Source organism: Sphingomonas aurantiaca (assembly GCF_003050705.1).
In the GTDB taxonomy this organism is placed as follows: Bacteria; Pseudomonadota; Alphaproteobacteria; order Sphingomonadales; family Sphingomonadaceae; genus Sphingomonas; species Sphingomonas aurantiaca.
The window spans coordinates 178,905-199,649 of the sequence record NZ_QAOG01000007.1; the positions used below are offsets into that span (position 1 = coordinate 178,905).

Annotated in this window: 29 protein-coding genes and 2 pseudogenes; 15 read left to right on the plus strand and 16 right to left on the minus strand. The window is 61.2% G+C overall.

Features of this window, described 5'->3' with window-relative positions:
* Positions 1-246: 246 nt before the first annotated feature.
* Positions 247-1,257 (minus strand): GlxA family transcriptional regulator, encoded by a 1,011-nt coding sequence (locus tag C8J26_RS17820; RefSeq protein WP_244185383.1) that lies wholly within the window; start codon positions 1,255-1,257, stop codon positions 247-249.
* A gap of 52 nt (positions 1,258-1,309) precedes the next feature.
* Here C8J26_RS17820 and C8J26_RS17825 point away from each other — a divergent pair, with 52 nt between their 5' ends.
* The 4 genes from C8J26_RS17825 to C8J26_RS17840 all read left to right on the plus strand — a co-directional run bounded on the left by C8J26_RS17825 (position 1,310) and on the right by C8J26_RS17840 (position 4,086).
* A complete protein-coding gene (locus C8J26_RS17825) occupies positions 1,310-1,858 on the plus strand; it encodes a cysteine hydrolase family protein (protein ID WP_107959515.1) in 549 nt (182 codons plus the stop codon).
* A gap of 14 nt (positions 1,859-1,872) precedes the next feature.
* Positions 1,873-2,766, plus strand: a complete 894-nt coding sequence (locus C8J26_RS17830) for an MBL fold metallo-hydrolase (protein ID WP_107959516.1) — start codon at positions 1,873-1,875, stop codon at positions 2,764-2,766.
* 103 nt (positions 2,767-2,869) lie between these two features.
* Positions 2,870-3,601 carry a hypothetical protein gene (locus tag C8J26_RS17835; protein ID WP_146168897.1) on the plus strand — a complete coding sequence of 244 codons (732 nt, stop codon included), beginning with the start codon at positions 2,870-2,872 and terminating at the stop codon, positions 3,599-3,601.
* 158 nt (positions 3,602-3,759) lie between these two features.
* Positions 3,760-4,086 carry a YnfA family protein gene (locus C8J26_RS17840; protein ID WP_107959518.1) on the plus strand — a complete coding sequence of 109 codons (327 nt, stop codon included), beginning with the start codon at positions 3,760-3,762 and terminating at the stop codon, positions 4,084-4,086.
* Positions 4,087-4,252: 166 nt separating this feature from the next.
* On the opposite strand, the gene C8J26_RS17845 is transcribed toward C8J26_RS17840, so the two are convergent.
* Positions 4,253-5,233 (minus strand): GlxA family transcriptional regulator, encoded by a 981-nt coding sequence (locus C8J26_RS17845; RefSeq protein WP_107959519.1) that lies wholly within the window; start codon positions 5,231-5,233, stop codon positions 4,253-4,255.
* A gap of 164 nt (positions 5,234-5,397) precedes the next feature.
* Here C8J26_RS17845 and C8J26_RS17850 point away from each other — a divergent pair, with 164 nt between their 5' ends.
* The 4 genes from C8J26_RS17850 to C8J26_RS17865 all read left to right on the plus strand — a co-directional run bounded on the left by C8J26_RS17850 (position 5,398) and on the right by C8J26_RS17865 (position 8,036).
* On the plus strand, positions 5,398-6,105 hold the full coding sequence (locus C8J26_RS17850; protein WP_167398892.1) for a DJ-1/PfpI family protein: 708 nt from the start codon (positions 5,398-5,400) through the stop codon (positions 6,103-6,105).
* A gap of 64 nt (positions 6,106-6,169) precedes the next feature.
* A complete protein-coding gene (locus C8J26_RS17855) occupies positions 6,170-6,505 on the plus strand; it encodes an STN domain-containing protein (protein ID WP_107959521.1) in 336 nt (111 codons plus the stop codon).
* A gap of 38 nt (positions 6,506-6,543) precedes the next feature.
* Positions 6,544-7,104 (plus strand): cytochrome b, encoded by a 561-nt coding sequence (locus C8J26_RS17860; protein ID WP_107959522.1) that lies wholly within the window; start codon positions 6,544-6,546, stop codon positions 7,102-7,104.
* A gap of 74 nt (positions 7,105-7,178) precedes the next feature.
* The gene (locus C8J26_RS17865; RefSeq protein ID WP_107959523.1) at positions 7,179-8,036 is read left to right on the plus strand and encodes an SDR family oxidoreductase; all 858 of its coding nucleotides are present in this window, start codon (positions 7,179-7,181) and stop codon (positions 8,034-8,036) included.
* On the opposite strand, the gene C8J26_RS21215 is transcribed toward C8J26_RS17865, so the two are convergent.
* Together C8J26_RS21215 and C8J26_RS21220 are read right to left on the minus strand one after the other, a co-directional pair.
* On the minus strand, positions 8,033-8,458 hold the full coding sequence (locus C8J26_RS21215) for an isochorismatase family protein (protein WP_425275419.1): 426 nt from the start codon (positions 8,456-8,458) through the stop codon (positions 8,033-8,035). The two genes, C8J26_RS17865 and C8J26_RS21215, sit on opposite strands and share 4 nt — an antisense overlap.
* A pseudogene (locus C8J26_RS21220) lies at positions 8,385-8,633 on the minus strand (isochorismatase family protein); the annotation flags it as partial. The gene C8J26_RS21215 and the pseudogene C8J26_RS21220, both read right to left, overlap by 74 nt.
* A 280-nt stretch (positions 8,634-8,913) precedes the next feature.
* Between C8J26_RS21220 and C8J26_RS20700 the strand changes: the two are divergent.
* The 3 genes and pseudogenes from C8J26_RS20700 to C8J26_RS21225 form a co-directional block, all read left to right on the plus strand.
* Positions 8,914-9,213, plus strand: a pseudogene (locus C8J26_RS20700) (DJ-1/PfpI family protein); the annotation flags it as partial.
* A gap of 2 nt (positions 9,214-9,215) precedes the next feature.
* Positions 9,216-9,392: a hypothetical protein gene (locus C8J26_RS20705; protein ID WP_208631451.1), complete on the plus strand. Its 177-nt coding sequence runs from the start codon at positions 9,216-9,218 to the stop codon at positions 9,390-9,392.
* On the plus strand, positions 9,358-9,537 hold the full coding sequence (locus C8J26_RS21225) for a helix-turn-helix domain-containing protein (protein ID WP_208631456.1): 180 nt from the start codon (positions 9,358-9,360) through the stop codon (positions 9,535-9,537). The genes C8J26_RS20705 and C8J26_RS21225 overlap by 35 nt, the downstream gene beginning before the upstream one ends.
* Before the next feature lie 13 nt (positions 9,538-9,550).
* On the opposite strand, the gene C8J26_RS17880 is transcribed toward C8J26_RS21225, so the two are convergent.
* Entirely contained in the window at positions 9,551-10,690 is a 1,140-nt protein-coding gene (locus C8J26_RS17880; RefSeq protein ID WP_107959524.1) for a DJ-1/PfpI family protein, read from the minus strand.
* 270 nt (positions 10,691-10,960) lie between these two features.
* On the opposite strand from C8J26_RS17880, the gene C8J26_RS17885 reads away from it, so the two are divergent.
* Positions 10,961-11,299: an STN domain-containing protein gene (locus C8J26_RS17885; protein WP_107959525.1), complete on the plus strand. Its 339-nt coding sequence runs from the start codon at positions 10,961-10,963 to the stop codon at positions 11,297-11,299.
* Between the two features lie 68 nt (positions 11,300-11,367).
* On the opposite strand, the gene C8J26_RS17890 is transcribed toward C8J26_RS17885, so the two are convergent.
* A complete protein-coding gene (locus tag C8J26_RS17890) occupies positions 11,368-12,129 on the minus strand; it encodes a MauE/DoxX family redox-associated membrane protein (RefSeq protein WP_107959526.1) in 762 nt (253 codons plus the stop codon).
* A 72-nt stretch (positions 12,130-12,201) separates the two neighbouring features.
* On the opposite strand from C8J26_RS17890, the gene C8J26_RS17895 reads away from it, so the two are divergent.
* A complete protein-coding gene (locus C8J26_RS17895) occupies positions 12,202-12,615 on the plus strand; it encodes a MerR family DNA-binding protein (protein ID WP_107959571.1) in 414 nt (137 codons plus the stop codon).
* A 54-nt stretch (positions 12,616-12,669) separates the two neighbouring features.
* Here the strand turns inward: C8J26_RS17895 and C8J26_RS17900 are convergent, their stop codons facing one another.
* The 5 genes from C8J26_RS17900 to C8J26_RS17920 all read right to left on the minus strand — a co-directional run bounded on the left by C8J26_RS17900 (position 12,670) and on the right by C8J26_RS17920 (position 15,518).
* Positions 12,670-13,089, minus strand: coding sequence for a copper uptake system-associated protein (locus C8J26_RS17900; protein WP_107959527.1), 420 nt, complete (start codon positions 13,087-13,089; stop codon positions 12,670-12,672).
* Between the two features lie 10 nt (positions 13,090-13,099).
* Positions 13,100-13,720 carry an SCO family protein gene (locus C8J26_RS17905; RefSeq protein WP_107959528.1) on the minus strand — a complete coding sequence of 207 codons (621 nt, stop codon included), beginning with the start codon at positions 13,718-13,720 and terminating at the stop codon, positions 13,100-13,102.
* Positions 13,720-14,196 carry a copper chaperone PCu(A)C gene (locus tag C8J26_RS17910; protein ID WP_107959529.1) on the minus strand — a complete coding sequence of 159 codons (477 nt, stop codon included), beginning with the start codon at positions 14,194-14,196 and terminating at the stop codon, positions 13,720-13,722. The genes C8J26_RS17905 and C8J26_RS17910 overlap by 1 nt, the downstream gene beginning before the upstream one ends.
* A gap of 20 nt (positions 14,197-14,216) precedes the next feature.
* Positions 14,217-14,909: a superoxide dismutase gene (locus C8J26_RS17915; RefSeq protein ID WP_107959530.1), complete on the minus strand. Its 693-nt coding sequence runs from the start codon at positions 14,907-14,909 to the stop codon at positions 14,217-14,219.
* Positions 14,910-15,089: 180 nt separating this feature from the next.
* Positions 15,090-15,518 (minus strand): DUF2946 family protein, encoded by a 429-nt coding sequence (locus tag C8J26_RS17920; protein ID WP_244185384.1) that lies wholly within the window; start codon positions 15,516-15,518, stop codon positions 15,090-15,092.
* A gap of 288 nt (positions 15,519-15,806) precedes the next feature.
* Between C8J26_RS17920 and C8J26_RS17925 the strand changes: the two genes are divergently transcribed.
* Positions 15,807-16,523, plus strand: coding sequence for a DJ-1/PfpI family protein (locus tag C8J26_RS17925; protein ID WP_167398893.1), 717 nt, complete (start codon positions 15,807-15,809; stop codon positions 16,521-16,523).
* Between the two features lie 113 nt (positions 16,524-16,636).
* Here C8J26_RS17925 and C8J26_RS21105 read toward each other — a convergent pair whose 3' ends face one another.
* The 5 genes from C8J26_RS21105 to C8J26_RS17945 form a co-directional block, all read right to left on the minus strand.
* A complete protein-coding gene (locus C8J26_RS21105) occupies positions 16,637-16,753 on the minus strand; it encodes a DUF2474 family protein (protein WP_107959533.1) in 117 nt (38 codons plus the stop codon).
* Positions 16,753-17,766, minus strand: coding sequence for a cytochrome d ubiquinol oxidase subunit II (cydB, locus tag C8J26_RS17935; protein WP_107959534.1), 1,014 nt, complete (start codon positions 17,764-17,766; stop codon positions 16,753-16,755). Before cydB ends, C8J26_RS21105 begins: the two co-directional genes overlap by 1 nt.
* On the minus strand, positions 17,763-19,172 hold the full coding sequence (locus C8J26_RS17940) for a cytochrome ubiquinol oxidase subunit I (protein WP_107959535.1): 1,410 nt from the start codon (positions 19,170-19,172) through the stop codon (positions 17,763-17,765). Before C8J26_RS17940 ends, cydB begins: the two co-directional genes overlap by 4 nt.
* Before the next feature lie 73 nt (positions 19,173-19,245).
* Positions 19,246-19,401 carry a hypothetical protein gene (locus C8J26_RS20600; RefSeq protein ID WP_167398894.1) on the minus strand — a complete coding sequence of 52 codons (156 nt, stop codon included), beginning with the start codon at positions 19,399-19,401 and terminating at the stop codon, positions 19,246-19,248.
* 197 nt (positions 19,402-19,598) lie between these two features.
* Positions 19,599-19,910: a hypothetical protein gene (locus C8J26_RS17945; protein WP_146168899.1), complete on the minus strand. Its 312-nt coding sequence runs from the start codon at positions 19,908-19,910 to the stop codon at positions 19,599-19,601.
* A gap of 353 nt (positions 19,911-20,263) precedes the next feature.
* On the opposite strand from C8J26_RS17945, the gene C8J26_RS17950 reads away from it, so the two are divergent.
* Positions 20,264-20,701 carry a hypothetical protein gene (locus C8J26_RS17950; protein WP_107959537.1) on the plus strand — a complete coding sequence of 146 codons (438 nt, stop codon included), beginning with the start codon at positions 20,264-20,266 and terminating at the stop codon, positions 20,699-20,701.
* Positions 20,702-20,745 lie beyond the last annotated feature (44 nt).

The following is a 20,745-nucleotide window of genomic DNA, read 5'->3' on the forward strand; positions in this document are numbered from 1 at the left end:
GTCGGCTGGCGGATCGGCCGACTATTGGCGCTTATTTGCGATGGCAATCTTAAGCTATGAAATTCTGCTCTTGCGACTAGTAGTCTTACTGAGATGGCTGGCTGCTGTCTGGGTAATTCTTTTCGAAAGCAGCCTGTCCGCTATTGGGAAGGCAGATGGCGTTAGCGGGCTTTCGCTGAAGCCATCTGCCTTTCTCAAAAACGATGGTATTTTGGGAATCGCCTAGGTGGGCGGTGAAAGCCAATTTCAGGCTACAGTCTTGACCGCCGTAGCGAACCGTCGCCGATAATCGGAAGGAGATAAGCCGACAATGCGATGGAATACCTTACGAAACGCGCTTGGATCGGTGTAGCCCACGTCCCAGCCGATTTGGTCGATAGCAAGCCTTGTATCACGCAGCTTTGTCTTGGCGTTCGATACTCGCAGGCGTTGCCAGTATTCGGTCGTGGTATAGCCGGTCGCTTTCTGAAAGCGTCGTAAAAGCGTCCGTTCCTCAAGGCTAGCTTGAGCTGCAAGCGCTGCCACGTTGACGGTTTTGCCCTTATTACTTTCCAGGAATTCTTGCACCTTCAATATAGCCTCGTCCTTGTGGCCAACGTGGGGACTGAAGCCGCTGTAATAGCTCTGCTCGCGTCCGGGCGGATCAATGAGGAAGCCACGGGCCACTTCTATCATCACGGCATCCCCCATGAACCGCGCGATGATCGTCAAGCAGAGATCGGTCCAGGCCATGACGCCCCCGGCCGTGATGATGTCACCATCGTCGATGACGATCCGGTCGGTTTCGACCCGCGCCAAAGGGAAGCGGCTTCGAAAGCGATCTTCGTAGGTCCAGTGCGTCGTGACGGTTCGGTTGTCGAACAAGCCGGTATCGCCAAGCACGAATGCACCTGAGCAGATGGAGGCCAGCACGGCGCCCTCGGCGTGCCGTTCGAGCAACCAGCTCTTTATATCTGGATCCCTGTCATCATGCGGGCCATCCAACGCCGGTGGCAAAATGCATATCGATGGATCAGTGCTGCATGGCGCCGAGGAATAAACGCGCTCCAACCGGCCCGTTGCCTTCGCTGCAGCCCAGTGACTGACCACTAGCCTGGATCTGTGCGCTTGCGCCGGCAACGAAGCGGCAATGCGATCGGCAGCAATCAGGAGATCCGTCATGCCCAAAATCGCTGCTTGCTGGGCTCCACGATAGGCAAGAAGAGCAATTTCCATCATGTCATTTCTAACCCGGTTTTTGTCGCTGTCGCCACTCATATAGGCCTGATCATCCTGTTAGACAGGCTCCATACTCAACTGGAGCAATGTTGTGGCCAAACGAGCCCTGATCGTAGTCGATCTGCAGAACGAATATGAAGCCAGTGGCAAGCTGCCGCTGGAGAATCTGGATCAAGCCGTCGCGAATGCGAAGCGTGTCCTCACGGCCGCGCGTGACGGCGAGGAGATGATCGTTCACATTCGTCACGAGACACCGAATTTGGACGTGGTACCTTTTGCGATTGGTACGAGCGGCACCGAAATCATCGCGGCAGTAGCGCCCGTCGATGGTGAAACAACGCTCACCAAGCACTACCCCAACGCCTTTCGCGACACGGGGCTGAAGGCGCTGCTCGATGACGCGAGCGTGCAGGAGGTGATCATCGTCGGCGCGATGAGCCACATGTGCATCGATGCGACGGCTCGCGCAGCGTTCGACTTCGGTTATGCCGTGACCGTCATCGATGATGCCTGTGCCACGCGCGCGTTGTCGATCAACGGCGTCGAGGTTCCTGCCGCCCATGTCCACGCTGCCTTCATGGCCGCACTCGCCTTTGCCTACGGTCAGGTAGTCTCCACCGCCGACTTCCTTCCTGCCTGAGCTGGAGCATTACTATGACATCGGAAACTCTGTCCGGCCTCTCTCGCCGCCAGCTTCTGGCAGCCGGTGGTGCCGCTGCCGTTACCCTCAGCGTTGCCCCTTCGCTCAAGGCAGCGCCGTTGCCTGCGCCAAGCACCGGGGACTCGATAGTCCAGATCCGGAACGCGACAATTCGCGTCAACTATGCCGGGGTGCGGTTCCTGGTTGATCCCATGTTTGCGGATCCAGGGGCTTATCCGGGCTTCCCTGGTTCGGCGATGAGCCATCTGCGCAATCCGCTCGTTCCTTTGCCAGTTGCAGTTGCAGACCTTGTCGATGCAGACGCTGTTATAGTTACCCATACGCATATCGACCACTGGGACGACGCCGCGCAGAAGGCACTGCCGAAGGCGATGCCAATCTTCGTTCAGAACGCAACGGACGCTGCCACCATTCGGGGGCAGGGTTTTTCTGATGTGCGGATTATGACGACGGATACGCGCTTCAAGGGTGTTCAACTTGCCCGGACAGGCGGGCATCATGGCGGAGATGCTGTGTTGCGTGCAGTGCCAGCGCTAGATCCCGTTAGCGGCGTTGTCTTTCGTCACCAATCGCACAAGTCGGTTTACGTCGTGGGGGACACCGTTTGGGATGCAGCCGTGTCGCAGGCGGTACAGACTTACAAGCCTGACGTCATCGTCCTCAATGCAGGGTATGCCCAATGGGTTGATCTCGGCCCGATCCTGATGGGTCCACAAGGGGTACTATCCGTCCATCGCGCGGCACCGACCGCTCAGCTCGTCGCGACGCATATGGAAGCAATCAATCACTGTGTCCTTAGTCGGGCCGATCTCGCAGCCTTTGCTAAGAAGGAAGGCTTCGCTCAGCGGCTACTTATCCCCGCCGACGGCGAGAATATTTCGATCTAAGCAAGGCGCCGTGGGGCAACAACGGTGATGCTTCCCCACGGCGTCAGCAACGGCTTGACACGGGGCTAGCGGATTAGTCGTTGATGTCAGCAAGGAGATGGGGATGAAAATCGGGCTTTTCGTATCAGCTTTTGGGATGGCAGTCGCTACTACCGCGTACGCTGAGCCTACCCGTGTGGTGGTTCGGGTATTGAGTCAGGACGGCAAGTTTGTCGGCGATCATACTGGCGGTGCGCGCATCACCCTCCGCGACGCCAAGTCCGGTAAAACGCTGGCTCAAGGCATTACGAAGGGCGGCACCGGGAACACCGACCGGATCATGCGAGCGACCGGTCGCTCTCCACTGTTGCAAACCGACGACGCGGCAACCTTTGATACGATTGTCGACATTGCAGAGCCAACTCTAGTCGATCTCGAGGTGGCTGGACCACTTGGGCGGCTTGGGTCGCTCCTCCAGGTAAAGTCTCAACGATGGATGGTGCCAGGCCAGGCAATCGATATCGGCAATGGCTGGATGGTCGAACTGCCTGGGCTGGCGATTACCCCGACCGCAATGCGCAGCGGCAGTGCCGTGGTGGTTCAAGCTAAGGTCGAGTTGATGTGCGGATGCCCAATCACCCCGGGGGGAGAATGGGATGCATCAGAGTATGTGGTAACAGCATCCGTCTGGTCGGCCGGCAAGAAACTGGTGACAACATCGCTGCCGTTTAAGGAGTCGCCTGGCGTATTCGCCGGCTCGATAGATGTGCCATCGTCCATCCCGACGCAAATCTACATCAGCGCGATCAATACTAGAACCGGGAACTCCGGACTGGCTATAATACCCAACTTTTAGGGCGGCGAGCCTCGTAGTCACATAAAGTAGCCATCATTTTGATTTTCTAAGAACGGCCTTAGCCGCTTTATTTGAGTTATTTCGAAAATTGGGTTAGTTGGTCAGGAAAGCTAGAAAACCCGACTAGCATGATCGCGTCAGGTTGCTAGGACTTGAAAATGGTGTCGACTTTTATCTACGCGTGCGCTGCTATTGCAGAAATTGCCGGTTGTTTCGCCTTTTGGGCGTGGCTTCGCATGTCGAAGTCACCGTTCTGGCTTATTCCCGGCTGCCTCTCCTTGGTGATTTTTGCCTATCTTCTGACCCGCGTCGATAGCGCTGCTGCGGGACGTTCCTATGCCGCCTATGGCGGCATCTACATCACCTTTGCGGTTCTATGGCTCTGGGGAGCGGAAGGTGTCAGGCCTGACCGCTGGGATTTGGCTGGCACGGCACTCTGCATGTTAGGCGCCGGCGTAATCTTCTTTGGACCTCACCGCGCTTAACAGTCGGAATTGCCGACTGAGAAGGTCAACCAGGCCGCCCAGATGGGACAGGCACAAGGCCCCGCTACCTCCGCGCGACGATCCCAAAACCTATTTCTGCTAGCGCTTCCCGAATGAGAAATAGTAACGAGGATGAAGAATTGCAGGATCTGATGTGCCAGCACTGCTATGCTGGAGGCCAGCAGGTAAGGCCACTAACGTTTACTGCCAGTGGTTGGTCAAGCCGACGCTGCGTCTGCGGCGGATGACCAAAGTTGCGTAGGAAAGCGCACCGCATGCGCTCTGCATCTGCAAACCCAACAAATAACGCGACTGTCCCGACCGGTTCATTCCCGTCGCGGAGACGGATGCGTGCGGCCTCGCAGCGCAGACGTTCGATCGCACGTGCAGGTGTTTCACCCGTTTCCTTCCGAAACAGGCGAGTGAATTGACGAACGCTCAGGCAGGCAGCCTCAGCAAGCCGATCGACTGACAACGGTTCTGAGAGGTGGTCGCGTGCGTAGGTTAGCGCCTTGCGGATGCGGTCGGTCCGCGGCTCCATCTGTGAGATTGCGGCGTACTGCGATTGTCCACCTGGTCGCCGGTGATACACGACGAGCTCGCGTGATACCGATTTGGCCATTTCTGCGCCGTGATCGACCTCAATGCGTGCCAGCATAAGGTCAATACCAGCGGTCATGCCCGCTGACGTCCAGATCGCACCATCGTTGATGAAAATCCGGTCTGCATCGACCGTCACTCTGGGATATCGATCCTGTAATCTTTGCGCGAACTGCCAGTGGGTTGTCGCTCGTTTGCCGTCCAGATAGCCCGCAGCGGCAAGCAGGAACGCACCGGTGCAAATGCTTGCGATGCTAGAGGCTTCGGCAGATGCACGCTGAATACCTGCAATGTTGTCAGGTTCCAGCATCGGTTCGATCATGCCGCCTACCACCACGACCGTCTCGGCTGGGGACGACCCCGCGAGGCGTGCCGTCAGGCTCAGCCCCGCATCACCCAAAACAGTATCGCCGTCTTTGGAGACGAGTTCGATCCGGTAATAGTCTGTGCCAAGCAGACGGTTTGCCGCAGTCAGAGCCGCCGTAGGCCCGGCTAGATCCAGAAGTTGGAAGCCTTCGCACAGGTAGAAAGCGAACGGCGCTGACATCGTACCTCCTTAGAACCAAGCCACATCACCTCCTATGCAAGTTGCTCCCGGATGCATCGGCATAAGCGACCTATGGCCGAAATTGAGGGATTAATGCCCTACAGCCATCCGTGACGGGGCGGTAGTGCGCTCGTTGCCAACTGACACGTGTGATGGAATCAGCCATGAAGATCACCTCCTACGATGGCATGCTCGCCTCGCTCGCGCCCGAAGGGGTTCCGCCGTTCCACGTTGGTATCCTGATCGGACCCGGCTTCGTGCCGATGGACATCATCGGTGTGCAGACCGTGCTGGCGATGATGCCAGGATCGCAGATCCACTTTATCTGGAAGAACCATGACGTGGTCGAAGGCTTTCGATCGTGGCCGACCGTGCCTACGGCCACCTTCGAGACGTGCCCTCCGCTGGACGTCTTTGCGGTTGGTATGAACCCGCCCGAAGTCCAGAATGATCCAGACGTCATCGCTTTCACCCGGAAGGCGGCTGAAAGCGCGCGATATATCATCGGCGTCTGCAATGGCGTCGCGCTACTGGGTGCGGCCGGGTTAATCGAGGGACGGACGGTCGCAAGCAACTTTGCCGCCGAACGGCTTCTCGAGGACCTTGGCGCAGCCAAGGTGCTGGCGTCCGGCTCGGGGGCCGCGGTCGACGGCAATCTCTACACCGCTGGCCCCGGCATCGGTAGCTTCGAGGTGGCGCTGCTGGTTGCGGCAGACGCGTTTGGACGCGAAGCAGGCGAACTAGCGGAGTTCGCGATCGAGTATGACCCGCACCCTCCGTTCCGCACAGGCACCGTGGATGCTGCTTCATCGCAGATGCGAGACGCCGCCCGAGGGATGATCGGACCGATCATCGCTCAGTACCGCCGCTGAGGAGGCGACCCGTCCTGAAGGGTCATACCATCGGCAAGTCCTGCATCAGTCAAAGGATGATTTCATGTCCAAGTTCCTGCTTCCGATCGCAATCGGGTTCGTCGCGCTACTGCCACACGCCGGCAAGGCGCAGGACGCCAGCTTCTACGACTGTCAGAATGACAGGATTCCGATCGCGATCGCGTCGATGCCGTTGGACAAGGCGTTGGCCAAATTCACCAGTGTCACCCGTTGCCCGGTTTCGATCGACACGGATCGGATAAGAGGCCGCTCGACGCGCAGCATGAAGACCGCGCGGATCAAGGGGCGCTTGACGCCTGAACAGGCACTGGTCCGCATGTTGCGGAATACGCCACTCAATGGCCGGATGATCCACGGCGGCTTTTCGGTGAGCAATTAACCGTGGGTGGCGTCTCGTTCCGGAACGATGGGCCACTGATGGTGACCGCTTCGGGGCGAGAAGTCTCGCGCTATCCCCTTGTTTTGCGACTGCTGCACTGGAGCCGTGCGCTGCTAATTATCGGGATGCTCGGTGCAGGGTGGTGGATGACCCGGCTCGACGATACGGTTCCGTCAAAATACGGCACGTTCTATCCGACCCACAAGTCGTTCGGGTTGCTGGTCTTCGGCCTCGTCGTCACGCAGATCGCGATTCGATTGCGAACTGCGCTGCCGCCACCCGCTGCCGCAATTTCCATCTGGGAACAGCGGATGTCGACCTCGGTCCATACCGCTATGTACGTACTGCTAGTGGCAGTGCCGTTGATGGGCTACGCTATGTCGAGCAGCTATAGTCAAAGTGACGGAGTCACTTTGTTCGGCATTCCCGTTGCGGAGTTGCTGTCCAAGGATGACGCTCGCTTCGCAGTTTTCCAGTGGCTGCACCGAGTTATGGCCTACACGCTTCTGACCATGATCGGGCTGCATGTCGCTGGTGTCGTGAAGCACCGGTATTTCGACACACGGCCTGGAAGCGATGTCCTGCCGCGTATGTTCTAGGCTGCGCCGGAACCGAAATCATCGAACTCATCCGTGTCGGTAGATTAGCCGGCGTTATCGAAAAGGAACATTACATGTCCTACATCATCCATGGCGCGACTGGAGCGCAGGGCGCGCCCCTCTACAAGCAGCTTCTCGCATCCAATCGGGCTGCGCTTGCTGCGGTACGCAGCCCCGCCAGTGCGCAAGACATGCCCGCCATCATCATGGACAACGGTTCGATCAAGTCGCTGATCGCTGCTTACACCGGTGCGGACGGCGTGTTCGTGCATCTGCCGCAGACGGCAGAATCCGTGCGGCTGGAACAGGCGAACAACATTGTCGAGGCAATAGCCGTCGCCCGGCCGAAGCGCGTTGTGATCTCAACCAGCGGCGCGATCGTTGATCAGCCCGAAAGCATACTGCAGGCATCTGCCGATAGTGCTATCGCAACGCTGCTCCGCGGCGTGGCCGACAGCGGCGTGTCTCATGGTGTCATCGCGCCGCGCCAGTATCTGGAAAACCTGCTGCTGCCGATGGTCATCGGGCCGGTGAAGTCGGACGGCGTGCTGCCCTACCCGATGCGCGAAGATTTCGCCGTATCGTGGAGTTCACACCTCGATGTGGCAATCGCGGCGGAACGGCTGCTGACCGACCATTCCGTGACTGGCATAGTCGGCATCGGCCATATCCCAGGTCTGACAGGACCGGAACTGGCCCACGCGTTCTCAGAGCATCTTGCTCGCGAGATCCGGTTCGAGGCGCTGTCTCCCAAATCATTTGGCGCGCAGCTCGAACCACTGATCGGTCCTGCTGCTGTGAACATCGCAAGCTTCTACGCCGCGCTCCTGCAGATGCCTGATAACGTGGTGACTGCCAACACCAGCGCGCAGGAGCAACTCGGCCTTTGCCCGCGCAGCGTGGGGCAGTGGCTCACCGACATGGGAATTTAGGAGAGCCAGATCGGGCAGTTAGGGGGCGTTAATTTAGATTCCCCCTCCAATCGCAATTCAGTCAGCAAACAACACTGATGTTGGCACGACCTTGGGATAGGCGAAGGCAAGCGCTGCCATGAACCTCGCGTGGACCTGTGGGGCCGGGACGTCGACGCCATCGCTGACCCGCGCGTGCGTAGCGCAGGCGTCGCCGACCACCGTCCGAAATCGAATGAGGCACGCGCGGTTGCATCGATGCACATGTGGCTCACCGCGCCAAAGATCCCTACATCCGTGATGCTCGCCTCTTCCAAGATGTTCTTCAGTCCGGTGTCGCGGAAGGACTTGGGGGTAACGCTTGGACAGTATGGCCTCGCCATCGACGGGTGCCACGGCAGCAATGATCTCCGTGCCGTTCGTGCCGGCCGCGAACGGTGCATCTGCGAAACCGGGGGTCTCGTGGCGGAAGTGGACGATCAGGTCCTGTCGGTCCCGCGCGGCGGTGAGGACACACTTCGCATTCGCGATGGTCTGGTCCAGGTTCTTCAGTGGTAACTTACCGTCGGCTCGATACTTGTTCTGAAGATCGACCACGATCAGGGCGCGCTTTTCCATTCCCTTACTCCGGCGCACAGCTGGCGGCGGTTTTCGGCATTACTGACTTGTTGGTTGCCGCCGATCGCATTGCAGCTAGGTCGGATCCAGCGTCTAGTGGTACGTTAGTCGTGGCCCATTGGGCTGCCATCGGCGTAAGGGGTACGCTTACACGGGTCTATTCCTCGGTTTCGCATACCACGACTCCATCTATCTACCTCCTTCCCCCGCATTGGACAGCCCGGCAACGATACGGTGCCGGTCGTGACGCGTTGGTTGCAAGAACGGTACGGACGGCGCCGTACTAACCTCGGTCTGCTTGGGCGCGTTCCTGCTCGGCGAAATGGATCTTCTCAACGGTCGTACGGTCACGACGCACTGGGCCTATGAGGATCGCCTCCTAAGCCGCTTTCCTCTGACGAAGCTCGACACGGATCGGATCGTCATTGACGACGATGACATCGTCACCGCTGGCGGTGTCATGGCGTGGGCGGATCTTTGCCTGACGATCATAGCCAGGTTCCTTAGGGATGCTGTGATGATCGGAGTGGCGCGTAGTTTCCTGATCGATCCGCCGGGGCGAGAGCAGATGCGATCCTGAAAGTGCAGAAGTTCATGCAAGGCAGTCAGGGCAAGATCGTCAACGTCCCGCCGCTCGCGGCGCAGGCGGGGCTGAAGGACCGGACGTTCCTGCGGCGCTTCCAAAAAGGCGACCGGTCACACGACGACGGACTATTGGCAGCGCTTGCGCATATCGAACGCGAGAGCGAAGCCGCGTGATACAGGGCTTGCGATCGATCAGATCGGCTGGGAGGTCGGCTACACGGATCCGAGCGCGTTCCATAAGGTCGTCAATCGGATCGTCGGCCTCTCCCCATCCGATTACCGACGACGGTTCGCGAGCGGGGAGAGGCCGACGACCTGAATGGTGCCTGGGATTACGTCGGTCCGGGATATTCCATAAACAGGGCAACATGACGCGCGGCCTTCGGACCGTAGGTCTTGGTGATGTCGGCCAGCGCGATGTCCAGCGCGCGAGTGGCTTCATGTGCTTCGAGCGGGGCAAGGGTGCGATCGACTTTCGTGGGGCCTCCTGCCACCAGATCGGGCAGGAGGACCAGCCCGTGTGCAAGTCGCAGGGGAGCTCTGCTTGCCGCGACGGCGTAGGCCATCGTGTTCCCCGTCCGGCTGTAGGACTCTGCGGTCAACGCAAGCGCGATCTCGTCGTCTCCCGTCTTTACCGGGATACCGAGCTTGACATCGGGCTTCGCATCGCGCGCCGGCATGTCCGCATTACCCGGATCGGACTGGAACGCGTCGCTGTCATGCTTCGAACTCCAGCCGTCGATGCCGACGTCGCGTGCGACCTGGGCAGCCTTGGCGGGACCGGCGATCGCCTCGACAAGCGCGATCGAGGTCGGCATCGAGGCACTGACGCCGGCACTGGAGACTACTTTGCCGTCGGCGACGTAGCGGATGTTCTTCTGCCATTTCACGTTCGGGAAACGCCGTACCCGCATCTCTTCGTTGCTGTAGTGCGAGGTCGCCCGGTGGCCGTCGAACAGGCCGGTGTTCGCGACCGCCATCGCACCGTAGCAGATGCTGATTACGGTGCAGCCTTTGCCCGCCTGCGCCTTGATCCACCGCAGCAGGCCCGCATCACTGTCGTTTTCGACGGCCGGAACGAAGATGTAATCAGCGCCCTCGGGATGGTTCTTGTCGAATTCGTCCACGGTCGTCTGCAGCTGGAAGGTGAGAGGCTGCATCTTCACCGGACCAGATGTCACCGACACTGATACGACGTCGGCCACATCCGAGCGTGCCATTACCCCGAATGGAATGCAGAAATCGCTGATGATCGTGCCCTCGTTCAAGCCGACGATGGCGACGAGAGGCTTCGAGCGACCGAACCTTGGTTTGTACGGCGCTATTCTCTCCGGATTTGGGTTCTTGGAGGCGTCGAAGAGCGATGATGTCTTGGCGGCCTGTCCGGCGATCGCGGCCCTGCCAGCGAGTGCGAGCCCACCTAGTGTCACGGCTGCGGAGATGAGCGCTGTCCGTCGATTGAAGTCTTGCATGGGGATTCCTGATTGCCGCCTATGCGACGATCTGTCTGCCGACGAAGCGGTGGCGTAAAGGACTTGGATCACTGGTTTTGCGCCATCGGGCACTTGGTTCTCAAAATTGGTGTCGCACAAGCCGAGCGATGCGTATGCGCTCGGTACCGGTACATCGGGTCAACGAGGCACCTACATGTTCAGAAGACTGAAATGACAGTCCGTTAGAGAGGATTGCCGTCACGGCATACGGCCCGCGACGGCCATCTCGCATACATAAGGATCAAGCGAATGCGCACCTCCATCGCCCGACTGGTAATTCCAACATTGGCTGTGATGGTGACCGGCATTGGCGCCAACGTCAGCGCTCAGGGTCTCCAGTATGACTGCCGGAATGAACCGGTCGCCATCGCCATCCCGGGTGATCGACTGGACCGGGCGCTCAACCAGCTGCGCCTCACGACCAGGTGCCCGATTTCCGGCACGAAGCTGGCCAAGGGCAAGCGCTCAAAGCCGGTCGTCGGCACCATGGTGCCTCAACGGGCGTTGCAGGCCATGCTGGACGGTACGGGATTGCAGATGCGATCGATCAAGGGCGGATTCGAAATTGTCCGCGTTCCTCGCAACTGAACGTCAATGCCGAAAGGAGCATTGATCCGGGCTCATTCCCAGCCCGGTCATGCTTTCGAGGATGCCGATCACAGGGTTGGGTGAACCGAAAGCCCCATCCATGCCGCCATCGCGATCATCATCAGGTTCTCGGTCAGCGACAGGAAGCCGAGCGGAACGTTGCTTGATCCGCCAACACACGCGCACTTGAGATCACGTCGGTCTATATATACGGCTTTGACCACGGACACCGCGCCGACCGTACCGATGACCAGCGCGATCGGCACCGACAGCCAGGTCAGCACGCCTGCGATCATCAGTACGCCCGCCAGTCCTTCGGCGAACGGATAGACGTACGAATACGGCACCCAGCGCTTCGCCAGCAGGTCGTAGTTGAGGAACATCGTCGCGAAGCCCTCGATGTTCTGGAGCTTCAATAAGGCCAGTACCGTCATGCTGAACCCGATGAACCACGCCGCAGCCTGCGGCGTGAACGGCGTGGCATATACCGCGTGGCTTACAGCCAAAGCCATCGACGCGGTGATGACGAACAATGCCGCTACGGGCCGGTAGGTGGTCGCCTTGGGATCGGCGACGGTCTTGCCGAGATGCCGGCGCAAATCGTCGTATCCGCCGATCCGTTCACCGCCGATGAAAGTCTGCGGCGTCGTCTTCACACCGTATTTCGCCTTGAACGCATCGGTATCGGCGCGCGTGCGCAACCAGCGATCCTCGACGGCATAGCCTTCTCGGCGCAGCAGGTCCTTCGCCTTCAACCCATAGGGGCACACGTGCTGGTCCATCACCATGCGGTAGAGAACGGCTTGGCGGGGATCGGCGATTGAAGTCATTGCAGCGGCCTTTGACTGGTATCCATGCACTGCCACTTGTATAGGGTCCGTACCGTGGTACGGAGTCAAGGGATGTCAGGATTTACGATTGCCGGGCTGGCGCGCGCGGGCAATGTGGGTGTTGAGACGGTTCGCTACTATCAACGGCGAGGCCTTCTCGAGACGCCGGCTCGACCGGACGGGTACGGCCAGTCGGGGAGTATCCGGCGCTATAACAACGACGATGTTCGTAGGCTTCGGTTCATCCGTTCCGCGCAGGCAGCCGGTTTCACGCTTGAGCAGATCGGCGAACTGCTCGCGCTCGACGCGACCGAGGATCGGGCAAGGGTCCGGGCGCTGGCGAAGGAGCGGCTCGTTGCGCTGGGCTTTCAGATCGAGGCGCTGGAAAAGGCGCGGGACTCGCTTCGACGGCTAGCACGCGAATGCGCCAGCGGTTCCGCGGGACCGTGCCCGATCCTGACCTCGTTCGATCACGCCGGAGGATGAACGCCGTGAAACCTTCCGCATGATCGAAAGGTAGCGCTGAGCTCGATCCGGATATCACTTCCCCTCCAGTGTCTTCAGATAGTTTTCGTGGTCCTGCGCCGTGCCTACGAAGCGCTTCATGCGAGCTAGGTTCTCGGGGGGCAGTTCGGCTTCCGCTTTGGCAAGCCGGTCGGCGATCCAGCCGGCGTTGAAGTCGGGCACGCCAGCGCGCTTCAGATTCTCCGCGCGTCGGATCGAATCGCCGCTGCAGAGCACGAGCATCCAGCCGTACGTCCCCCGCTCGAACAAGGCCCGACCGCCAAAGTCGCCTTGGGTCCAGTCCGCGATCGCGTGATCGCCGCTTATGACGACCGGACCAAGCTCGATCGGAAACCGCGCACTGCCGAAGTGCGCTTCAGTCGCTTGAGCGATGCGTCCTTTGTCGACGACCGTGTTCGGAATGCCGCAGCCGGCGAGCGCAAAAGCGCCCGCCATCCCGAGAAACCTAAGCATCGATCAGTCGCTTCAGTCTAGTTACCGCCTGAGCCTCCGGTTCCTTGGCGTCCATCGTGTCGACAAATTGCCCATCACGATCGAACAGCAGTATCCGCGCGGTGTGATCGATCGTGTAATCGCCGTTCGGCAGCGGCACACGTTCGACATAGATCTTGAACGACTTCTCCATCCGCTTGAGCTCGGCTGGGTCTCCGGTCAGACCAATCACCGGCGCATCGAACATCGAGAGGAAGCTGGCGATGTCCTCCTTCTTGTCGTGCTCGGGATCGACCGAGACGAACACGACGTTCATCTTGTCCGCGTCGGTCCCGAGCCGCTTGCGGAGCAATTCCATGCGCGCCATCGTCGTCGGGCACACATCCGGGCAACGCGTGAAGCCGAAGAAGATCGCGTAGGGCTTGCCTTTGAGCGTCTCATTGGTGACCGTCTTTCCCTTGGTGTCGACCAGTGTGAACGGCCCGCCTGGTCCCGCGCGTTGCGATGTCGTGGCGCTATTGCCGGAGGCATTGGGTTGGCGCGAACATCCCGTGACGGTCACGACCAGCCCGAGCGTGAGGACGGTTGCCAGAGCGGTACCGCGCAGCAACCCGCGCGTGCGTGGATCCGACATCACTTATGCCCCCCATTCTGACCGGCCGGCGCTGCATCGCCAGCGCCACCGATGACGAACTGCACGGTCACCGTCCCCCCGCGCGCGAAACGCAGCGTCGCCGGAACCCGTTCGCCTGCCTTAAGGGGGGACTTCAGGCCGATCAGCATGATGTGATTGCCGCTCGGCGCGAGCGTCGCAGTGCCGCCTGCCGGCACTGCGAGACCATCGACGAGCTGGCGCATCCGCATGACCCCGCCGTCCATCGACATGGTGTGGATCTCGACGCGTTCCGCGCGCGGCGACGTGGCGGAAATAAGCCGGTCTCCTCGTGCTCCGGCGTTGCGGATCGTCAGGAAGCCCGCCCCTACCGTGGCACGCGGCGACGTAGCCCGCGACCAGGGCTGCGAGATGGTGAGCGAGCCCTTGCGGACATCCTGCGCAAGGGCAGGGGTGGCAAGCGTGGCGACGAGCGCCAGCGCGATGCGATAGGTCATTCTACTTCCTTTGATAGGGTTCAGCGCGTGCGCGCAGCAGCGAAGCGGTCCGAAACGGTCTTCCAATTCACAACCTGCCACCAGCCATCGAGATAGTCGGCGCGGCGGTTCTGGTATTTGAGGTAGTAGGCGTGTTCCCACACGTCGTTGCCCAGCACCGGGGTGCCCTTCACATCGGCGACATCCATCAGCGGATTATCCTGGTTGGGGGTGGATGTGATGGCGAGCGTGCCATCCGCCTTCACCACCAGCCACACCCAGCCCGAGCCGAACCGCTTCGTACCGGCTTCCCTGAAGGCGACCTTGAATGCCGCGAGCGAACCGAACTGTCGATCGATTGCGGCCCCGAGCGGGGCGGAAGGCTGCCCGGACTGTGCGGCCGGCGCCATCGTCTTCCAGAAAAAGCTGTGGTTCCAATGACCGCCGGCGTTGTTCCGGACGACCGGCGGGAGCGTGCTGGCCTTCGCCAGCAACGCCTCCAGCGATCGGCCCGCGAGCGACGGATCGGCCACCACGGCCTTGTTCAGCGCATCGACATAGGCCTGATGATGCTTGTCGTGGTGAATCGTCATGGTCGTCGCGTCGATCGCGGGATCAAGCGCCTCGGTGGCATAGGGTAACGCGGGAAGCGTGAACGGTGCCGGCGCGACTTGAGCGAACGACGGCACCGGCGCGCACAGGGCGATCACCCCGAAAAACAGGCAGCGAAACATCGATGATTTCCTTATCGCGAAAGGCTCCATTGATCGTGCGCGAAAGCTTGGTCGCCGACATGGTGTCGACGCCTCCCGGTCAGTCGATCGACGTGACGAGCCTGTACGCACACCCGATCACGCGACGGGTGCACGGTGACAGTGCCGCTGCATCCGGTCATGCCGGTGGGCGGACGATCGTCAGTTCAGCGAGAGCGGTGGTCCACGTAGCGGTGGGCGTAGATACGGATGAGGTTGCAGCGTTGCCTTGGGCGCTGTCCGCAAGGCCGACGCGGCGACGATGGCGAGTGCGGCCAACAGGATGACGGGATCGACGGCGCCGAGGATCTGTGCCGAAAGACCGGCATAGGCGCAGGGCATTTCGGTCTTGCCGTGATCGGTCGACGGCGCGTGGTCGGGCATCGCTGCCTTCATCGTGGCCATGTCGTCGCCCATTCCGGGCATCGCCGTCGCTTCGGTCGTCATGCCCGAGCAAGTAACGATGGTGATCGCACCGCCGTCGTTCGCGATCATGTACCCGGTCGGAACGAGCAGCTTCAACAGCAGCACCGCGACACATAGCAGCACGGCAAGATGACGTTGCGCAAGGAGGCGGCGGATCGCAGGCACGACGCAGAGCTATCGTGATCAGGGGGCCTTGTCACTTGGGCATTCTGCCCAAGTGACAAGGGGGTTGCGGTGGTTAGTCATGCGATAAGCAGGCGCTGGGTTCGGCCTCGGCCGGGAAAGTTGCGATGATACCATCCGGCGTACGAGTATCCACGAACCACTGGGAAGCCACACATGGTCGACTGCGATCGCCGAACGGCAACGATGATGACTCTGTTTGGAACGCTTCTGGCAAGCGGAACGGCGCCCTTGGAGGCATCATACACCAGCGCCGAACCGAACGGCTACATGGACAAGGTTCCTGCCGCCTGGAAGGGCAATGAGCAGATCGGCATCGTCCTGTACGATCACGTCACGGCGCTCGACGTTATTGGGCCGCATTATTTCCTGGGCCGACTGGCCGGTGCGACGATCCACTTCGTTGCCGACAGTATTCGCCCGATACCGTCCGAGAACGGCCTCGTCCTGACGCCAACCGCCACGTTCGAGACCTGCCCCAAAAATCTCGACGTGTTGCTGATTGGTGGCGGTACCGCCGGCACGCTGGCGGCGATGCGCGATCCGGCGATGCTCGCCTTCCTGCGCGATCGTGGAGCGCGCGCCAAGTGGGTGACGAGTGTCTGCACGGGATCGCTCGTGCTCGGTCGCGCCGGACTCCTTAACGGGTATCGCGCGACGTCGCATTGGATTGGCCGACCGCTGCTGAAGGAATTCGGCGCGGTCGAAGTCGATGAGCGCGTCGTCTTCGACCGCAACAGGGCGACCGGGGCAGGGGTCTCCGCTGGCCTCGACCTAGCGCTTGCCCTGATCCAGCGGCTTCGTCCCACCGAGTTTGCGCAGATGGTCCAGCTGTTTGCCGAATATGCACCGGCGCCTTCGCTCGATAGCGGTACGCCGGACCACGCGCCCCCTGCGGTACTCGCTCGGGCGCAGGACATGCTTACGGGCTTCGTGGCAGGTGTGCGTGAAGTCGCCGCCACGGCGAATGATCGACGCCCGGGCTGATAAGATCACCGATTAGAGCGTGCGCCGACGGACGCCGGCACGTGGCGCGTACCGATGCATGCAGCCCCCCTTCCGGCCTGGAAACTCGCCTTTCCCGGCCGGAGTAGAAGAGACTAAAGTAGCACCGAACGAATGGCGAAGGCGACCGCCGCAAGTGCCAGCACGCTCCCGGTCCAGATCGCTGCCAGCCAGCACAGCCGCCGGACGAACGGAGATTTGGGCGTGGCCATCAGTGATACCCCTCGCCGACCTTACCCCTGAAAACCCAATAGGCCCAACCGGTATAGCCGATGATGATCGGGATAATGACGACGGTCCCGACCAGCATGAACAACTGGCTCTGCGCCGGTGCCGCAGCTGCCCAGATCGTGATGGCGCGCGGTACAACATAGGGGAAGATGCTGATGCCCAGCCCGACATAGCCCAACAGGAACAGTGCAAGCGCCGCGAGGAAGGGTAGCTTGTGCCTACCGCGGGCGATCGACCAAAACAGGATTCCTGTGATGACGACGACCAGCAACGGTACCTGCGCGGTCAGCAGGACCCCTGGCATCGCGAACCAGCGTCGCCAATAATCGTAGCTGAGGAATGGCGTCGCCACACTGACCGCGGCCATTGCAACGACCGTAGCGATGCTCAGCATCCTGGCCATCCGTCGCGCGTGCGCCTGTGCGGGGCCGTCCGTCTTACCGATCAACCAGGTCGCGCCAAGCAACCCGTAGCCGACCGCTACAGAGATACCGGTCAGGACGGTGAACGGAGTGAGCCAGTCCAGCCATCCCCCGGCGAAGGCACGGCCCACGACCCGGATGCCCTGCAGGATTGCGCCCAGCATCATGCCCTGGGCGATCGCTGCAACCAGAGAACCCAGCATGAAGGCCCTGTCCCACCAACGTCTGTGCACCGGATCGCGCCAGCGGAACTCGAACGCCACCCCGCGAAAGACCAGGCCCAGCAGCATGGCGATCACCAGCGGATAGGTGGCGGGAAGGATAATCGCGTAGGCAAGAGGGAAGGCCGCGAACAGCCCGCCCCCGCCTAGCACCAGCCATGTCTCGTTTCCGTCCCACACCGGCGCGATCGAATTCATCGCGGCGTCACGCTCCGCCCCGACCTCGAAGCCGGGGAACAGGATGCCGATGCCAAGATCGAACCCGTCCATGACGACATAGGCGAATATGCCGAATGCGATAATGACGGCCCAGACGACCGTAAGGTCCAGACTGTATGTCAGGCCGGTCATGCGTCCTTCTCCTTGTTGGTCGGCTCGAAGGTCGCTGCCGGCGTGATGCCGGCTGCATGGCGCGGCGTGCGGCGCGGCTCAGCCTCATGCGCTTCGGGTGGTTTGGCGATCAGGCGAAGGACGTAGAGGACGCCCAATCCGAAGACCGCGAAGTAGACGACGACGAAAGCGGCAAGTGACGTCGCCACTGCGGGGGCAGCAATCGGCGAGCGCGCGTCCGCCGTCAGGATATGACCATAAATGACCCATGGCTGCCGGCCGACCTCGGTCGTGATCCAGCCGGCGAGCACTGCCACGAAGCCCGCCGGTCCCATTGCCACCGCCGCGCGGTGTAGCCAGGGTGTGTCGTACAACCGGCCTCGCCACCGTGCCCACAGTCCCCACACGCCGAGCATGAGCATTGCCAGCCCAAGCCCGACCATGATCCGGAACGACCAGAACAGGATCGTTGCCGGGGGACGTCGATTGCGCGCGAAAGCCTTCAGTCCCGGCAGCGGGGCGTTCAGGTCATGGCGCAGGATCAGCGAACTGAGCCTGGGTATCTCCACGGCATAGCGGACCTGCTCGTCGCGGTCGCTGGGTAGGCCGAACAGGATGAGCGGCGCTCCGTCAGGGTGCGCGTCGTAATGCCCTTCCATCGCCAGCACCTTGGCCGGCTGATGCTCGAGCGTGTTCAGCCCGTGCTCGTCGCCAGCCAGGATCTGGAGCGGTGCCATGACCGCGATCATGCCCAGGCCCATCGCCAGCATCTTGCGCGCGCCGAGGTTCGCCCGATCGCGGAGCAGGTGCCATCCACCAACCGCGGCGACGACCAGCGCCGTCGTCAGGAATGCGGCAATGACCGTGTGGGTCAGCCGGTAAGGGAAACTGGGGTTGAAGATGATCGGCAGCCACGATCCTGCAGGGACGAACTGCCCTTGCGCATTGATCGCGAAGCCGGTCGGAGTGTGCATCCAGCTGTTGACGCTCAGGATCCAGGTCGCCGAGATTAGAGTGCCAAGCGCCACCATGCAGGTAGCGAAGAAGTGCAGTCCGCGCCCGACCTTCGTGATGCCGAACAGCATGACGCCGAGGAAGCCCGCTTCCAGGAAGAAGGCTGTGAGCACCTCGTAGGCCATCAACGGACCGATCACGGGGCCGGCCCGGTCGGAGAACACCGACCAGTTGGTGCCGAACTGGTAGGACATGACGATGCCGGAGACGACGCCCATGCCGAACACGATCGCGAAGATCTTCAGCCAGTAGCGGTAGAGGTTGGCGTACACGCCGCGCCCGGTCCTGAGCCAAAGGCCCTCGAGCGTCATCAGGAAGCTGGCGAGCCCGATCGAGAACGCGGGAAACAGGAAGTGGAAGGATACCGTGAAGGCGAACTGTATCCGTGCGAGAAGAAGCGCATAATCTGTCATGGGAGGCCTGTTCGTCGTGCCGGACCTGGCCGGGCACGGAGCGATGCCGAACGACTGGCGCTCGGCACCAAGTTCATCCTGCCGTGCTCGTGGCCGGCTGCGGATCGGTTGCGCCTGCACGCTCTTCGGTCGCGCGTTCCAGCATGAGGAGCATCGCGGTGACCGCGACCAGCAGAACCACGAAGATGTCGAGTTTTCGGCGGAAACGCCGTTCACCGGGAGTCAGCATTCCGCTGCCCTTCCGATCAGTGAGACGGGGCCTTGGCGCCGGGCACACGACGCCCTCGCCCGGACGGACGATGAGTTAGACATTGATGATCCTGTTCCGCCCGCGATCGACGCGGGCATCTCTGACGAAGCGGGCGCCGCGCGTCGGCTCAGCTGGACGAGACCACCGAGTGGACGTTCAGACGCATGAACGACTGGTCAGAGGGGGAAGGGGGGGCCTCGCGCCCACGGTCGAAGCCCGTACCGCGACGTCTCGACCGGTGCCGGTCCAGGGCGTAGGCCGCTACCCATCATGAAGGCCAGAGCGACGATCAGCAGGTCGAGCGGTACGGCAGCAAGCGCCGCCATCGTCAGGCCGGCATAGGCGCACGGTTTGTCATGCTTTGCGGGGGCGTCGTGGCTCGCATCGTCCGGCTGCTGCGCCAGTCCGGGTACCTCCAGGACCATCGGCTCGGTCATCGTGCCCGAGCAAATCGATACGATCATCTTGCCGTGCGACATCGTCGGCATGTATCCGCTCGGTACGACGAGCCGTAATGCAAGCGATACCGCAAGGATCAAGACTATCGCCAGCGAATGGTTTTGAACAAGATGGCGAATGGCCGGCATGAGAACGCGCTAAGTCACGCCGTCGCCCTGGTCGATGTGACATTATGTCTCATGTGCGCTGCAGGGCTGGTGCTTAAGTCCATTTCGATATCCCCATGATATTGGGAACCCGCGATTATTTTTGCTTCTTTGCCAACGAATGTTCCCGGGCGGAATTGCGCATGGAACGGCGGCAGGTTCGGATCGCACGAACGTCACGGGGAGGTCATCCTGTCCAAGTGACAGTTGCTCATGACTGGGCTACCTCGCATCGGGTGTTCGCACTTCGCCGCCATGTTCTGGCTCATCGCCATCTTGCTGCGCTGATTTGCGTTGCGGCGCTGGCGCTGAAGCTGCTGATCCCGTCGGGCTATATGATCTCCGCCGAGCACGGTCGGATCGCGATCACGATCTGCTCGGGGGTCGCACCGCAGACCATTAACCCTGGCACGAGCAGGGACATGGACATGACCATGCCGGGGATGCACGGCGACATGGCCGATCAAGGCAAGTCCGACGAGCATGGCAAGACGGAGATGCCGTGCGCGTTCTCCAGCCTTTCGGCGCACGCGCTCGCGGCGGTCGATCCCGTCCTGCTGATCGCGGCCATCGCCTTCGTCATGGCGGTTGGCTCGCGAGCGGTCGGATCGCCGCGCCTTGCACTTACGCCGCATCTCCGGCCGCCCTCGCAAGGCCCGCCCGTCTTTCGTTGACCTGTTGAATCGCACCTGCCTCCCATCGGGGGCGGGTCGCTGTC

Coding starts and splice junctions, on each gene's coding strand:
- C8J26_RS17820 (WP_244185383.1), bottom strand. CDS start 1,257: ATGAGTGGCGACAGCGACAAAAACCGGGTTAGAAATGACATGATGGAA.
- C8J26_RS17830 (WP_107959516.1), top strand. CDS start 1,873: ATGACATCGGAAACTCTGTCCGGCCTCTCTCGCCGCCAGCTTCTGGCA.
- C8J26_RS17835 (WP_146168897.1), top strand. CDS start 2,870: ATGAAAATCGGGCTTTTCGTATCAGCTTTTGGGATGGCAGTCGCTACT.
- C8J26_RS17840 (WP_107959518.1), top strand. CDS start 3,760: ATGGTGTCGACTTTTATCTACGCGTGCGCTGCTATTGCAGAAATTGCC.
- C8J26_RS17845 (WP_107959519.1), bottom strand. CDS start 5,233: ATGTCAGCGCCGTTCGCTTTCTACCTGTGCGAAGGCTTCCAACTTCTG.
- C8J26_RS17850 (WP_167398892.1), top strand. CDS start 5,398: ATGAAGATCACCTCCTACGATGGCATGCTCGCCTCGCTCGCGCCCGAA.
- C8J26_RS17855 (WP_107959521.1), top strand. CDS start 6,170: ATGTCCAAGTTCCTGCTTCCGATCGCAATCGGGTTCGTCGCGCTACTG.
- C8J26_RS17860 (WP_107959522.1), top strand. CDS start 6,544: ATGGTGACCGCTTCGGGGCGAGAAGTCTCGCGCTATCCCCTTGTTTTG.
- C8J26_RS17865 (WP_107959523.1), top strand. CDS start 7,179: ATGTCCTACATCATCCATGGCGCGACTGGAGCGCAGGGCGCGCCCCTC.
- C8J26_RS21215 (WP_425275419.1), bottom strand. CDS start 8,458: ATGCACCGTTCGCGGCCGGCACGAACGGCACGGAGATCATTGCTGCCG.
- C8J26_RS17880 (WP_107959524.1), bottom strand. CDS start 10,690: ATGCAAGACTTCAATCGACGGACAGCGCTCATCTCCGCAGCCGTGACA.
- C8J26_RS17885 (WP_107959525.1), top strand. CDS start 10,961: ATGCGCACCTCCATCGCCCGACTGGTAATTCCAACATTGGCTGTGATG.
- C8J26_RS17890 (WP_107959526.1), bottom strand. CDS start 12,129: ATGACTTCAATCGCCGATCCCCGCCAAGCCGTTCTCTACCGCATGGTG.
- C8J26_RS17895 (WP_107959571.1), top strand. CDS start 12,202: ATGTCAGGATTTACGATTGCCGGGCTGGCGCGCGCGGGCAATGTGGGT.
- C8J26_RS17900 (WP_107959527.1), bottom strand. CDS start 13,089: ATGGCGGGCGCTTTTGCGCTCGCCGGCTGCGGCATTCCGAACACGGTC.
- C8J26_RS17905 (WP_107959528.1), bottom strand. CDS start 13,720: ATGTCGGATCCACGCACGCGCGGGTTGCTGCGCGGTACCGCTCTGGCA.
- C8J26_RS17910 (WP_107959529.1), bottom strand. CDS start 14,196: ATGACCTATCGCATCGCGCTGGCGCTCGTCGCCACGCTTGCCACCCCT.
- C8J26_RS17915 (WP_107959530.1), bottom strand. CDS start 14,909: ATGTTTCGCTGCCTGTTTTTCGGGGTGATCGCCCTGTGCGCGCCGGTG.
- C8J26_RS17925 (WP_167398893.1), top strand. CDS start 15,807: ATGGACAAGGTTCCTGCCGCCTGGAAGGGCAATGAGCAGATCGGCATC.
- C8J26_RS21105 (WP_107959533.1), bottom strand. CDS start 16,753: ATGGCCACGCCCAAATCTCCGTTCGTCCGGCGGCTGTGCTGGCTGGCA.
- cydB (WP_107959534.1), bottom strand. CDS start 17,766: ATGACCGGCCTGACATACAGTCTGGACCTTACGGTCGTCTGGGCCGTC.
- C8J26_RS17940 (WP_107959535.1), bottom strand. CDS start 19,172: ATGACAGATTATGCGCTTCTTCTCGCACGGATACAGTTCGCCTTCACG.
- C8J26_RS20600 (WP_167398894.1), bottom strand. CDS start 19,401: ATGCTGACTCCCGGTGAACGGCGTTTCCGCCGAAAACTCGACATCTTC.
- C8J26_RS17945 (WP_146168899.1), bottom strand. CDS start 19,910: ATGCCGACGATGTCGCACGGCAAGATGATCGTATCGATTTGCTCGGGC.